Genomic DNA, 13,837 nt, shown 5'->3' on the forward strand with positions numbered 1-13,837 from the left:
CGCCGCTGGCCCTCACCCCCACCCTCTCCCGCAAGCGGGAGAGGGAGTACGACCGAGCAGCTCAGTCGGAGGAGCGCACCAGCAGGCACACCGCGCGCGCCTCGATCGCCTTGAGCTCCCCGACCGGTCCCATCTTCTCGGCCGTCTTCGCCTTGACGTTGATCTGCTCGGCGGCGATGCCGAGTACCTCCGCCAGGCGCTGGCGCATCAGCGGGATGTGCGGCGCCATCTTGGGCTGCTGCGCAATGATGGTGCTGTCGAGGTTGCCGATCACCCAGCCCAGGTCCTTCACGCGCCGGTAGGCCTCGGCGAGCAGCACCATCGAATCGGCGCCCTTGAACTCGGCGGCGGTGTCGGGGAACAGCTTGCCGATGTCGCCCAGCGCGGCGGCGCCGAGCAGCGCATCGGTGATCGCATGCGCGAGCGCGTCCGCGTCCGAGTGGCCCAGCAGGCCGTGCGTGTGCGGGACCGTGATGCCGCCCAGGATCAGCGGGCGGCCGGTGACGAGCTGGTGGGTGTCCCACCCCTCGCCGATGCGGAAATTCAGAACCATGAGGATGTCGATGTGAGGCCGTGAAGCCGGCGGGTCGAGGAGATCAGGCAGCCTTCAGGAAGCACCGGCGCTCAGTGCGGCAGCGCGTTCGTCACGACGATCGGCCCGTTGCGGGTGACGATCATCGTGTGCTCGAACTGCGCGGACAGGTTGCCCTTGACGCCGGAGAGGGTCCAGCCGTCGGCCTCCTCGTCGACCCAGCGGCTCTTGGTCGAGAGGAAGGGCTCGATGGTGATCACCATGCCCTCGGAGAGCACGCGGGTGTCGTTGGCGTCGTAGTAGCCGGGGATGCTCTTGGGCTCCTCGTGCAGCGAGCGGCCCACGCCGTGGCTGCAGAGGTTCTCGATGATCTTGAACTTGTGGCCCCTGGCGACGCGTTCGATCGCGTGGCCGATGCGGTTGAGCCGCGCACCGGTCTTCACTTCCTTCATCGCCTGTTCGAGCGCGTACTGCGCGGCGAAGACCAGCTGCGTCTTGGTGGGCGTCGTCGGCGGGACGATGCGCGTGCCGCCGGTGTCGCCGAAGTAGCCGTTGAGCTCGGCCGAGACGTCGACGTTGACGACGTCGCCCTTCTGGATCACGCGGTCGCCGGGGATGCCGTGCGCGGCCTGCTCGTTGATCGAGATGCAGGTGGCGCCGGGGAAGTTGTACATCACGCGCGGCGCGGACTTGGCGCCGAATTCCGTCAGCCAGCGCTCGCCCATCTGGTCGAGCTCCAGCGTGGTCATGCCGGGGCGGATCGCGTCCAGCATGCGGCGCAGCACGGTGGCGACGGCCTCGCCGGCGGCCTTCAGGCCCTGGATATCGTCATCGGATTCGACAGTCATGCGCGGCTCCTCAGCAGGCGTTCGGCCAACGCGAAGTCGGCGGGATAGGTGACCTTGAAGTTTTCCATGGACGCCTCGACCAGACGCGGCGCGTGGCCGAGGGCCTCGATCGCGCTGGCCTCGTCGGTGATGCCGTCCAGCGGGCCGGCCAGTGCGGGCATCAGCAAGCCGAGGCGGAACATCTGCGGCGTCTGCGCGGCCCACTTGCCGCGGCGGTCGACGGTGGCGGCGACGCGCAGGGACGGCGCCGCGCCGGGGTCGGTGCCCGGGCTCGCGGCCGCGGCGTCCTTGAGCGTGTCGGCCACGGGCAGGGCGAGCAGGCCGCCGACCTCGTCGTCGTCGCAGGCCGCGATCAGCGCCTCGACCCATTCGGGGCGGAGCAGGCAGCGCGCGGCGTCGTGCACCAGCACCCAGTCGTGCGGCTGGGCGCCGCGCTCGCGGAGGTCCTGCAGTCCGGCGGCGACCGTGTCGGCGCGCGTCGCGCCGCCGGTGCGCGCGATCCAGCCGCGCTCGCCCTCGAAGCTGGGGACGGCGGACTCGAACTGGTCGTCCTCGGGCGAGAGCACGACCAGCGTCGCCTCGATGCGCGGCACGGCGCCTAGCGCCGCGAGCGTGTGCGCGATCATGGCGCGGCCGGCGAGCGGGACATATTGCTTGGGGCGGTCGGCGCCGGAACGGCTGCCGACGCCCGCGGCCGGCACCAGCGCGAAGCAGCGCGGCGTGAGACCGATGGGAAAGGAACTCATGGCGCGATTGTAGGGAGCGCCTTGCAGAAGCGCGCCGGTCCCGGCATGAACTCCCTCTCCCGCACCGCGGGAGAGGGCGGGGGGTGAGGGCCAGCGGCGGTGGAAGTATCGAGACGCAGGGGCTCCGACCCGATCGGCGAAACTCCCCCCCTTCAACCTCCCTGCTCCGAATGCCGTGTTCGCCATCGCCGACATCCACCGCCGCCTGAGCGCGCTAGGCGCCAACGAGGCGCACGCGGGGCGCGTGCTGCGCCACTGGGTCCAGGCCCGGCCGCTGACCGAAGGCCGGCGCAAGCTGGAGCACTACCTGCCGCAGGCCGTGCGCGAGGCGCTGCCCGCGCTCATGGACGAGCTGCACGGCCTGGCCAGGCTCATCGAGCGGCACCCCGGCGAAGACGGCTCTGCCCGTCTGCTCGTGGGCCTGCAGGACGGCCAGACCGTCGAGAGCGTGCTGCTGCCGCGCGACGGCCTGTGCGTGTCCAGCCAGGTCGGCTGCGCGGTGGGCTGCCGCTTCTGCATGACCGGCAAGGACGGGCTGCTGCGCCAGGTCACCAGCGCCGAGATCGTCGCGCAGGTGGCGCTCGCGCGGCGCGAGCGGGCGGTGAAGAAGGTCGTCTTCATGGGCATGGGCGAGCCCTCGCACAACCTGGAAGCGGTGATGGAGGCGATCGAGCTGCTGGGGCTCGAAGGCAACCTCGGCCACAAGAACCTGGTGTTCTCGACGGTCGGCGACCTGCGCGCGTTCGAGCGCCTGGCTGCCGGGCCGGTGAAGCCGGCGCTGGCGCTCTCGCTGCACACGACCAAACCCGAACTGCGCCGCGAACTGCTGCCACGCGCGCCGCGCCTCACCCCGCGCGAGCTCGTCGAGGCTGGCGAGCGCTACGCCCGCGAGACCGGCTACCCGATCCAGTACCAGTGGACGCTGATCGACGGCGTGAACGACGGCGAGGACGAGCTCGACGGCATCGTCGAGCTGCTCAAGGGCCGCTACGGCGTGCTGAACATGATCCCGTACAACAGCGTGCCGGCACTGCCCTACGTGCGCCCCGGCTGGGACAAGGCCCGCGACATCGCCCGCCGGCTGCACCAGCGCGGCGTGCTGACGAAGCTGCGGGACTCGGCCGGACAGGACGTGGAAGGCGGCTGCGGGCAGTTGCGTGCGCGCAGCCGGGAGACGCCGCCGCTGTCGATGCGGGAGGCCCGCCGCTCGATTCCCATCGCACCGGCGGGCTGAGCGCCGAGGCCGACCCGCGCCTCGCGGCACTCACAGCGCATACGTCACGCTCACCCACACCTGCGGCGCGCGCGCCTTCGGATCCGACACCGAGGTCCGCTGCAGCATCGACCCGAGGCGCCATCCCGCCGTGCCTTCGGCGCTCCACGGACCGTGCCGCCAGCGCAGGCCGAGGCCCGCGCCCGCGAGCATCCGCCCCTGCGGCAACGCCTTCGCGCCGGCGGGGATGGTCCGCGGCGTGTGGCTGAACTTCACCCGTCCCGCGTCGACGAAGCCGAACGGCTCCAGAGCCTTCCACCGGTAGCGCCACTCCATCTGCGCCAGCACGCCGTGATCGCCGGAGGTCTCCCCCAGCGGCCATGCGCGCACGCTGCGCGCGCCACCCAGCGAGAACTTCTTCGAGGGGTCCAGGTTCCTGTCCGCGATCTGCCCGCTGGCGCGCAGCAGCAGTCCCCAGGCGCCCCACTGCCGGAGCAGCGCCGCGTCAGCGGACAGCACGAGGTACTCCCCCGCCGAACGCGCGCCCGCGGCATCGAAGGCCGCCGCGTCGGCATCGCGCAGGCGCATGTCGCCCATCTCCATCCACGCGCCGCCCCAGGCCGCCGCGCCCGCCCAGGGGTAAAGCACCGCCTGCAGGCCCGTCGTCAACGCGATCGCGCGGCGCGAATCCCCCAGCGACACCGCCTTCTGCTCATTGAGCATGCGGCGCCCTTCCACGCCGATCTGCCAGGTCAGCCGCCCCGGGCCCTTCGTCGTCAGGGGGACGACGGCCATCACCCCTACCGCATCGACCAGGCCCTGCGCACCGAGCGCCGCGAACTCGCCGCCGAGTTCGTAGTGATGCCGGCTGGCCGTCATCGCGACCCGCGTGCCGCGCACGCCCAGCGGCACCTGGTAGGCCGCGGCGCCGTCCCAGCCCTTGCCGCTGTTGGCGCCGGCACTGGCCGTCAGCCGGTCGCCGAAGAGCAGCAGCCCGTTCACGTGACCCGCCACGCTGCCGCGCTCGCGGCCGGCGTAACGGTTGCCATGGTTGTCGGCCCGCAGGTCCAGGCTCCAGCGTTGCGCCTGCTCCACGCGCAGGTCCACGTCGCCCTCGCCGACCTCGTCGCCCGGTCCCAGGCCCGCGTCGATCGAGACGCCGGGCAGCCGCGACAAGGCCTGCACCTGCTGCTCGAGTTCATCGCCGATGGGCCGCCCCGGCCGGACGGCGTCGAACCACGCCGCCGCCTCGCGCGCCGCACCGCCGCGCAGGTCCACGCGACCGTAGCGCCCCTCCACGACCACCACGCGAAGCTCGCTGGCCGTTCTTCCGTCCGCCGGGACATAGGCCCGTGCGAACGGCCGCCCGGCTGCGCGGACCTGCCGCTCCACGCCGCGCACCACGGCCTCGACCGCGGCGGCATCCGACCGGCGGTCCAGCGCCGCCTGCCAGTGCTGAGCCACGGTGTCGGCATCCAGCACGCGCAGGCCTTCGATGCGCAGGCGCGGCGGGTTCGACACGGAGGCTCGACTGCGGTCGTTCTCCCTGGTGAGGCGCATGACCTCCCGGGCCGTCGGCGCCATGGGTGACATCGGTGCCGCCGACGACGCGTCGGCCGCGTGGGCCCCGACGCTCCAGGGCGCGGCGGCGCAGAACGCCATGCCGACGGCGGCGAGTGCACCGGCGGCACGCGGGCGGACCCTCCGCGCACGTCGGAGCGGTCGGGGCACCAGCGGCCACGGGAGATGCGATGGATGCATGGACAAGAACGGGAAAGAGAAGCGGAAAGAGGAGCGGAAAGAGAGGGCGCGCGGCGGATGACGGCGTCGCGTCACGGCGCGACGTCGCCCATGGCGTCCTTGGCCGGACAGGTGCCGCCATGCACCGTCAGCGGCGACGCCGGCGGCTTCAGCAGCGACTCGAGCGCTCGTTCCTCGCAAGGACGGCCCGGCGGACGGAACTCGCGCAGCACATGCGTGCAGATCGACGTCGGTCCGCAACCGGCGACAGTCACAGCGGCCCTGGCCGGCAACGCGGTCTGCGCCGGTGTGAGCCGCTGCATGGGGATGCGGGATTGCAGCCGCTCCGTCGGTGTCGAAGGTTGCTTCGGCGTTGGCGTTGGCGTTGGCGTTGGCGTTGGCGTTGGCGTTGGCTCTGTCGGGGTCGTTGGCCGCGACGGTTCCTTCGGCTCGGACGGTGTCGTCGGTGTCGTCGGTGTCGTCGGTGTCGTCGGTGTCGTCGGCTCCGTCGGTTCCTTCGGCTCGGGCGGTCTCGGCATCTCGGCGTCGATGTGCCCGTCGCGCGCAATCACGGTGGCGGGGACCGCATAGTTGCGACCATCCACCCCGGTCAGGCGCACATCGTTCACCGTGATCGCCTTGTCGCTCCCGGGATTCGCGTCGTCGAACAACGCATCACCGTGCTCGACCCCGACCTCGTCGCCGGGCAGCGGTGGCGACAGGGACAGGGTCACGGCGGCCACGCGCGTGCCGTCGTACGCCTTCGGCGTGGACCGGCCCGCCACCGTCAGCGGCAGCGGCTTGATCGCGGCCACCGTCTCCCACCCCCGACGACGGCGCTGCTCGGTATCGCCGAAGTTCTGGACGATCTCATGCTGCGGCACTTGCGCCCGCTCATCGCCGTCGTAGCCGGTGAGCCAGATCTTGGCCGTCGCCAGCTTGTTCTCGCCCGCGTGCTTGTCGACGAACGCCGCTTCGACGATCGCTCTCAGGTTGCTCTCCGGCAGCAGCACGATGTCACGAAGGGTCTGGCGCTCGATGACTGCCCGCGTACCGCCGTCATAGTCCTTGTCGGCCACCCGGAAGTCGAGCGACGCGCCCCCGACATCGATGTCGAGCCTGTCGGCCTTCACCACGCCCAGGGTCAGACGGCCCCCCGACTCGTGCTGGAACTCGCTGGGCGCCGGCAGGACGAAGGACACCTGGGACTTGGGCGCGTGGATCGCCGCACCCGGCGACATCTCGACGTTACCGACGATGCCCGCGCGACCGGCCCCCGTCAGCACGAGGTCGCCCGACGCGCGTTCGATGGACGCAGCCAACCGGATGTCGCGGGCGATCAGCGAGAGGCCGCCGGCATCCTCGTCCCGGGTGACGACGGGACGCGTCACGTCGATCTTCCCGACTGCCGTCAGTTGAACGGCGCGCCCGTCATCGAGCCAGGTCGACAGCTGCGTCGCCTTCAGGTGCACGGGCCCGTCCCCGAGGTCGGGAAGCAGACCGCCGCGCCGGGACGGTTCACCCTCCCCGACTTCCCACGCCTGGGCGCCGAGATGAAGCTGCCCGCCCCGCATCACACCGAAATCGAGGTACGGCGTTGGCAGGGGGCCGGACTGCGTCGACAGTTCGATGGCGCCCGCCGCGCCCGCGACACGTGAACCGACCCTCAGATTGACCCGATCCCCGAGCGCCATGCCTGCGGCCGACCTCATCGTCACGCGTCCGCCAGCGCCTGAGACCGCGCGCGCGGTGATCTCGGCCCGTCCTGGGACCCGCAAGGGCAGGGGAGTCGTCGCGTCCCTGGCGTCCAGCGTGACCTGCCCGCCCCGGGTCACGCCGTCCGCGTCGATCGCTCCCCGGACGCCCATGTCCGGCCAGTCGATCGCCTGGCCGGACAAGGTCACGGTTCCGCCCTGATGCCCGCCTTTCACTACGAAGCCGGCCTCCGCCCCGACCGCGATCACCCCGTCGGAGGCCGACACCGTGATGCGCCCCCCGTCGCGATCGCCGGCTGCGGTCAATGTCGAGCTCGTGCTCACCCCCTTGCGGCCGGTGACTTCAATCGTTCCACCGTCCCGCTCCGCGCTGTCCACGATGATTTTGCCGACGTCGACCGTCTCTCCGCGCAGCCTGACGCTGCCGCCGCCGGCCTTTTCAGCGCCGACCTGCAGCGGCGAGACGACCTGGAGCGCTCCGGAGGCCTCGACATCGATGCTTCCCGGCGCAGTCGCACCGGAAGCGCCGAGATTGATCTCAGCGCCGTTGCCGATAGCGACGTCCTGCCCGCGTATCCAGACGCGCCCGCCCGGCGACTGGATGCTGCCATCAAGGTCGATCCGCCCGCCCTGCAGGATGGCGATCCCGCCTTCCTTCATCCTCAACAAGCCGTCGACACGCAGGTCGGCGCCGTCGCGTTCCTGCTGCCGCAGGTCAGTGTCGTTCAGGTCTTGCCAGAGGCCCTCCGCCTGCCTGGCCGTCGACACGGCCAACCCGGCCACGTTGACGTGCGCACCGAAGCCTATCGTCATGCCGTGCTCGTTGAGCAGGAAGACCTTCCCGTTGGCCGTCAGACGCCCGTCCACCCAGGTGGGCGACCCGCTCAGGATCCGGTTGACGACGACGGACGACGCGCCGGGTTGCACGAACTCGACGGAGGCGTCCTTGCCGATGTCGAACGACTTCCACGTGATCGCGGCGCGCTCGCTGCCCTGGACGATCACCAGACGCGCTTCCGTGGGCGGCTCCAGTCTGGCCTGGCCGGATGTGAGCTCTTGCCACAACGGCACCGCCTTCGGGTCCGGCGGCGTCAGCGGTGCTGCGGGGGACTGTCCCTGCGCGTGCGGCTGGAACGCCAGGCAGGCCAGCCATGCCGCGCCGGCCAGGGCACACCGCCGGCGGCCGGGGAGGCCGGGAGGGAAGGGAGAGGCCGCGACCCGGCGCGACGACCGGCCGGTCGTCGCCGCTGCGGCGATGAATGCACTGCGCATGTCTGGAAGGTGCTCGATGGAAAACCGTCATTCTTCAAAGCGCCGGTCTTCCCGCCTATCGCCTCGCTTCGCCCCCGCGGCGCCGCCACCGACCTCGACGCGCGGCGTCTCTCCTGGAATGCATCAGGAACCGGGCGCCGGGTACGCCGACTGCTCCCGGGCAGCGTCGCGATGCGGCCCTAGTCCGATGCCCTTGCCGCTGCTGTCACGCCGTGTCGCGCCGGGCTCCCTACAATTCCCCCGCGCCCCTTCCCGGGGCTGTTCTCATTTGTGCGCCATGCAGCTGTCCACGATCTCTCCCGGCAAACGCTTCACCCTGCCCCGCCCCACCGGCTCCGCCGACGCGCTGCTGCTCGCCCGCTTCGCCCGGCAGCAGCAGGCGGCCGGCCGCCTCACGCTGGTCGTCACCGCCGAGCCCGGCGACACGCAGCGCCTGGAGGACGAGCTCAAGTTCTTCGCGCCCGAGCTGCGCGTGGCCGTCTTCCCCGACTGGGAGACGCTGCCGTATGACAGCTTCAGCCCGCACCAGGACCTGATCTCCGAACGGCTGGCCACGCTGTGGCGGCTGCTGCAGGCGAACGGGAAGCCGGTGGCCGAGCGCGACCTCGACGTCGTGCTGCTGCCCGCCACCACCGCGCTGACGCGGCTGGCGCCGCCGTCCTTCCTCGCCGCGACCACCTTCAACTTCCGCCAGAAGCAGCGCCTGGACGAGGCCGGCCTCAAGCGCCAGCTGACGCTGGGCGGCTACCAGCACGTCAGCCAGGTGGTCTCGCCCGGCGAGTACGCCGTGCGCGGCGGCCTGATCGACCTCTACCCGATGGGCTCGCTGGTGCCCTACCGCGTGGACCTGTTCGGCGACGAGGTGGACTCGATCCGCGTGTTCGATCCGGACTCGCAGCGCTCGCTGTACCCGGTGCCGGAAGTCCGCCTGCTGCCCGGGCGCGAATTCCCGATGGACGAGGCCTCGCGCAAGGCCTTCCGCGCGCGCTGGCGCGAGAAGATGGACGGCGACCCGACCAAGTCGCGCATCTACAAGGACATCGACACGGGTCTGGCCACCGGCGGCATCGAGTACTACCTGCCGCTGTTCTTCGACGAGGTCGCCAGCGTGTTCGACTACGTGAGCGCCGAGGCGGGCCTGGTGCTGCACGGCGAGGTCGACGAGGCGCTGCAGCGCTACTGGACCGACACGCGCGAGCGCCACCGCTTCCTGCAGCACGATCCCGACCGGCCCATCCTCGCGCCCGAGGAGATCTTCCTGCGGCCCGAGGAGTTCTTCACCGCGACGCACCGCCACGCGGTGCTGGCCGTGCGCGGCCACGAGGCCGTCGACTACGCGCGTCCGCTGCCCGACGTCAGCGTCGAGCGCGGCGCGCAGGAACCGCTCGCGCGGCTGGCCGCGCACCTGAAGTCCACCGACTTCCGCGTGCTGCTGCTCGCGGAGAGCGAAGGCCGCCGCGAGAGCCTGCTCGAACTGCTGCGGGACAACAAGATCGATCCGCCGTCGGTGAAGGACCTCGCCGAGTTCGAGGCGAACAAGGACGAGCGCTTCGCGATCACCGCCGCGCCGCTGGCCGCGGGCTTCTTCTGGTTCGAACCGGACGAAGGCCGCCAGATCCAGCTCTTCACCGAGACCGAGCTCTTCGCGACCACGCCCACCACGCGCCGGCGCCGCAAGCAGGAGCAGGTCAGCGACGTCAACGCGCTGATCAAGGACCTGTCCGAACTCAAGGTCGGCGATCCGGTGGTGCACACCAACCACGGCATCGGCCGCTACCTGGGCCTGATCAACATCGACCTGGGCGACGGCCCCAGCGAATTCCTGCACCTGGAGTACGCCGACAAGGCCACGCTGTACGTGCCGGTCGCGCAGCTGCACCTGATCAGCCGCTACACCGGCGTCAGCGCCGAGGAAGCGCCGCTGCACCGCCTCGGCTCGGGCCAGTGGGACAAGGCCAAGCGCAAGGCGGCGGAGCAGGTCCGCGACACCGCGGCCGAGCTGCTCAACCTCTACGCCCGCCGCGCCGCGCGCGAGGGCCATGCCTTCCGCTACTCGCCGCACGACTACGAGGCCTTCGCCGCGAGCTTCGGCTTCGAGGAGACGCCCGACCAGCGCGCCGCGATCCACGCCGTCATCCAGGACATGATCAGCCCCAAGCCGATGGACCGGCTGGTGTGCGGCGACGTGGGCTTCGGCAAGACCGAGGTGGCGCTACGCGCCGCCTTCGTCGCGGTGATGGGCGGCAAGCAGGTCGCGCTGCTGGCACCGACCACGCTGCTGGCTGAGCAGCATTACCAGAACATCGCCGACCGCTTCGGCCGCTGGCCGGTGAAGGTCGCCGAGATGAGCCGCTTCCGTTCCGCCAAGGAGATCAAGGCGGCGATGGAAGGCCTGGCCGACGGCTCGATCGACATCGTCATCGGCACCCACAAGCTGCTGTCGGCCGACGTCAAGTTCAAGCGCCTGGGGTTGCTGGTGATCGACGAGGAGCACCGCTTCGGCGTGCGCCACAAGGAGGCGATGAAGGCGATGCGCGCGGAGGTCGACGTGCTGACGCTGACCGCCACGCCGATCCCGCGCACGCTGGGCATGGCGCTGGAGGGCCTGCGCGACCTGAGCGTCATCGCCACCGCGCCGCAGCGGCGCCTGGCGATCAAGACCTTCGTGCGCAGCGAGACCAGCGGCACCATCCGCGAGGCCATCCTGCGCGAGCTCAAGCGCGGCGGCCAGGTCTACTTCCTGCACAACGAGGTCGAGACCATCGAGAACCGGCGCATGAAGCTCGAGGAGCTGCTGCCGGAGGCGCGCATCGTCGTCGCCCACGGCCAGATGCCCGAGCGCGAGCTGGAACGCGTGATGCGCGAGTTCGTCGGCGGCAAGCACAACGTGCTGCTGTGCTCGACCATCATCGAGACCGGCATCGACGTGCCCAGCGCCAACACCATCGTCATCAGCCGCGCCGACAAGTTCGGCCTGGCGCAGCTGCACCAGCTGCGCGGACGCGTCGGCCGCTCCCATCACCAGGCCTACGCCTACCTGATGGTCCCGGACGTCGAGGGCCTGACCAAGCAGGCGGCGCAGCGGCTGGAGGCGATCCAGGCGATGGAGGAACTGGGCTCGGGCTTCTACCTCGCCATGCACGACCTGGAGATCCGCGGCGCCGGCGAGGTGCTCGGCGAGCACCAGAGCGGCAACATGATGGAGGTCGGTTTCCAGCTCTACAACGAGATGCTGTCGGAGGCCGTGCGTTCGCTCAAGGCCGGCCGCGAGCCGGACCTGCTCAGCCCCCTGTCGGCGACCACCGAGATCAACCTGCACGCGCCCGCGCTGCTGCCCGACGCCTACTGCGGCGACGTGCACCAGCGGCTGTCGCTGTACAAGCGGCTGGCGACGGCGGACCGTGCCGAGCAGATCGACGCGATGCTCGAGGAGATCACCGACCGCTTCGGCAAGCTGCCCGCGCAGGGGCAGACGCTGTTCGACACGCACCGGCTGCGCGTGCTGGCCAAGCCCTACGGCGTGATGAAGATCGACGCGGCGCCCAGTGTCATCAACATCAACTTCCGCCCCAATCCGCCGATCGATCCGATGCGGGTCATCGAGCTGGTGCAGAAGAACCGCAACATCAAGCTGGTGGGCAACGAGAAGCTGCGCATCGACAAGGCGCTCACCGATCCGAAGGATCGCGCACAGGCCGTGCGCGAGGTGCTGAGGCTGCTCGGCGCGCCGGTGGCGCAGGCCTGATCGAAGGTCCGCCTGGCAGTGTTGAAACGGCGGCTCCGGCCGCCGTTTTCCATGGCAATCCGGAGAAGTGACTGGCCCTCACTTGAATTGCTGGAAGACGACCGGCACGTCCACCAGTTCGAGTCAATGACGGCGGAGGAACCGCTTCCTAGACTGATGGCTTCTCAACTTCTGGAGATGCCGATGCATCAACACCTGCCCCTCTCAACGACGGGCCAACCCATCGAATCGCTGGCCGCCCGCCTCGCGCGAGAACAAGCGGAAGACGACGCCTGGGAGGCCGCGCGCGATGCCGAGATCGCGGGCAAGTACCGGGGGCGCGAGTACGCGAGGACCTGCCTCGCCTGCCCGCACCTGCCGCCGGACGACCGCGTCAATGATCCGGACCCGTTCGTCCGCACGCTCTGCGAGAGCAAGCGGTACCAGCGCGTCATGGTGCATGCCCGTGAGGGTTGCGAGACCTGCCCCTATCTGCCGGAGAACTACGGCAAGCCGGTGCGGGGCCGAGTGGGTGGCCTCGACGATTGGGGGGACGGTCCTGAAGAGGATCTCATTCGCCGCGCGCGCTACGAAGCCTGGGAGACGCATCATGCCGCTTGCTGAACCGCTGTACATGCTTGACACCAACATCGTGAGCTGCCTGATGGAGCCGCCGGAGAAGGCGCGCCGCCTTTGCTGCCAAGAGCGCTTCGACGCGCTGCGGGGGCGAGTCGCCATCAGTGTGATCGTCCAGGCGGAGATCTTCGCCGGTCTTGAGAAGAACCCTTCTCCGCGCAAGGAGCGGCAATTGCACGAACTGATGCGTGGCATCCATGTCGAATATCTGAGGCCGGATCTGTGGTTCTCTGATCTCTATGCCTGCATCCTGGCGCGGCTCGAGCGCTGTGGCGAACCGCTCCAGCAGTTCGACGTCGCCATCGCCGCGCACGCCATGGCGCTGGGCGCGACCCTGATCAGCAACGATCGGGGCTTCGAGCGCGTAGAAGGGCTCAAGCTGGAGAACTGGCTGGCACCGGAAGAAGCTGGCAAGCGCCCGACGCTCGGAGTCGCCGAGCCGATCGCGGCATACGCATCGCGTTGGGGCGCGACGCGCTCAGCCCCGGCTCCGGCATCAGCGGTGTGGATGTCTCGTTCACCGGCCGTCGGTTACGCCTCCTCTCATGCGCGCTGAGGCGTGCCTGGGCGAGTGCGCTAAGCTCCCGCCCGTCCCCGCCGACTGATCGCCGAGACTGATCAAGGTGATCATCGGCGGGGCCTTCCACATTCAAGACCCTGCCTCACCTGCCCGCACCGTCCGCATGACCTCCTCGTCGACCTCCCCGGCCCCGCTTTCCCCGCTCGTCCTGCAAGGCTTCACGCCGCCGCTGGCGCTGAGCGACTTCAAGCTCGCCGCGTTCGACATGGACTCGACGCTGATCGCTATCGAGTGCATCGACGAGATCGCCGCCGCCGCCGGCCGCAAGGCCGAGGTCGCCGCGATCACCGAGGCCGCCATGCGCGGTGAGATCACCGACTTCAAGGACAGCTTGCGCCGCCGCCTCGCGCTGCTGAAGGGCGTCGGTGAGGACGCGCTGGCGCAGGTGCTGCGCGAGCGGCTCACCTTCAACCCCGGTGCGCGCGAACTCTGCGCCGCGCTCAAGACCGCCGGCCTGAAGCTGGTGCTGGTCTCCGGCGGCTTCACCTACTTCACGCGTTTCGTCGCCGCCGAGCTCGGCATGGACTTCGTCCGCAGCAACGAGCTGGAGATCGTCGACGGCCGCCTGACCGGCGGCCTCGTGATGCAGGACTGGGGCGACATCTGCGACGGCGAAGAGAAGCGCCGCATGATGCTGACCTGCGCCGAACGCATCGGTGCCTCGCCCGCGCAGTGCATCGCCGTCGGCGACGGCGCCAACGACCTGCCGATGATGGGCGCTGCCGGCCTCTCGGTCGCATACCACGCCAAGCCCAAGGTCCGCGAGCAGGCGATGGTCGCCATCAACGACGGCGGCCTGGAACGGCTGCTGACCGTGTTGCGCTGAGGACC

General features: G+C 70.3%; 10 protein-coding genes. 5 read left to right on the plus strand and 5 right to left on the minus strand.

The features are described 5' to 3' along the window. Positions 1-61: 61 nt before the first annotated feature. The 3 genes from ispF to ispD form a co-directional block, all read right to left on the minus strand. On the minus strand, positions 62-553 hold the full coding sequence (gene ispF / locus ACQZ13_RS21845) for a 2-C-methyl-D-erythritol 2,4-cyclodiphosphate synthase (RefSeq protein WP_431048055.1): 492 nt from the start codon (positions 551-553) through the stop codon (positions 62-64). 71 nt (positions 554-624) lie between these two features. Continuing rightward, positions 625-1,380, minus strand: a complete 756-nt coding sequence (gene map / locus ACQZ13_RS21850; protein WP_431048056.1) for a type I methionyl aminopeptidase — start codon at positions 1,378-1,380, stop codon at positions 625-627. Next, positions 1,377-2,126 (minus strand): 2-C-methyl-D-erythritol 4-phosphate cytidylyltransferase, encoded by a 750-nt coding sequence (ispD, locus tag ACQZ13_RS21855; RefSeq protein ID WP_431048057.1) that lies wholly within the window; start codon positions 2,124-2,126, stop codon positions 1,377-1,379. The genes map and ispD overlap by 4 nt, the downstream gene beginning before the upstream one ends. A gap of 175 nt (positions 2,127-2,301) precedes the next feature. Between ispD and ACQZ13_RS21860 the strand changes: the two genes are divergently transcribed. After that, entirely contained in the window at positions 2,302-3,360 is a 1,059-nt protein-coding gene (locus ACQZ13_RS21860) for an RNA methyltransferase (RefSeq protein ID WP_431048058.1), read from the plus strand. Positions 3,361-3,390: 30 nt separating this feature from the next. On the opposite strand, the gene ACQZ13_RS21865 is transcribed toward ACQZ13_RS21860, so the two are convergent. Together ACQZ13_RS21865 and ACQZ13_RS21870 are read right to left on the minus strand one after the other, a co-directional pair. Further along, a complete protein-coding gene (locus tag ACQZ13_RS21865) occupies positions 3,391-4,860 on the minus strand; it encodes a ShlB/FhaC/HecB family hemolysin secretion/activation protein (protein ID WP_431048059.1) in 1,470 nt (489 codons plus the stop codon). Between the two features lie 311 nt (positions 4,861-5,171). Further along, complete coding sequence (locus tag ACQZ13_RS21870; RefSeq protein ID WP_431048060.1) at positions 5,172-8,066, minus strand: filamentous hemagglutinin N-terminal domain-containing protein; 2,895 nt, start codon at positions 8,064-8,066, stop codon at positions 5,172-5,174. A gap of 277 nt (positions 8,067-8,343) precedes the next feature. Here ACQZ13_RS21870 and mfd point away from each other — a divergent pair, with 277 nt between their 5' ends. The 4 genes from mfd (at position 8,344) to serB (ending at position 13,832) form a co-directional block, all read left to right on the plus strand. Then, entirely contained in the window at positions 8,344-11,811 is a 3,468-nt protein-coding gene (mfd, locus tag ACQZ13_RS21875; protein ID WP_431048061.1) for a transcription-repair coupling factor, read from the plus strand. Positions 11,812-11,994: 183 nt separating this feature from the next. Continuing rightward, entirely contained in the window at positions 11,995-12,414 is a 420-nt protein-coding gene (locus ACQZ13_RS21880; RefSeq protein ID WP_431048062.1) for a hypothetical protein, read from the plus strand. Further along, the gene (locus tag ACQZ13_RS21885) at positions 12,401-12,982 is read left to right on the plus strand and encodes a PIN domain-containing protein (protein WP_431048063.1); all 582 of its coding nucleotides are present in this window, start codon (positions 12,401-12,403) and stop codon (positions 12,980-12,982) included. Before ACQZ13_RS21880 ends, ACQZ13_RS21885 begins: the two co-directional genes overlap by 14 nt. A gap of 127 nt (positions 12,983-13,109) precedes the next feature. Then, a complete protein-coding gene (gene serB / locus ACQZ13_RS21890) occupies positions 13,110-13,832 on the plus strand; it encodes a phosphoserine phosphatase SerB (protein ID WP_431048064.1) in 723 nt (240 codons plus the stop codon). Positions 13,833-13,837: the final 5 nt, after the last annotated feature.

This window comes from Roseateles sp. L2-2 (assembly GCF_050613215.1).
GTDB classification, from domain to species: domain Bacteria; phylum Pseudomonadota; class Gammaproteobacteria; order Burkholderiales; family Burkholderiaceae_C; genus Roseateles; species Roseateles noduli.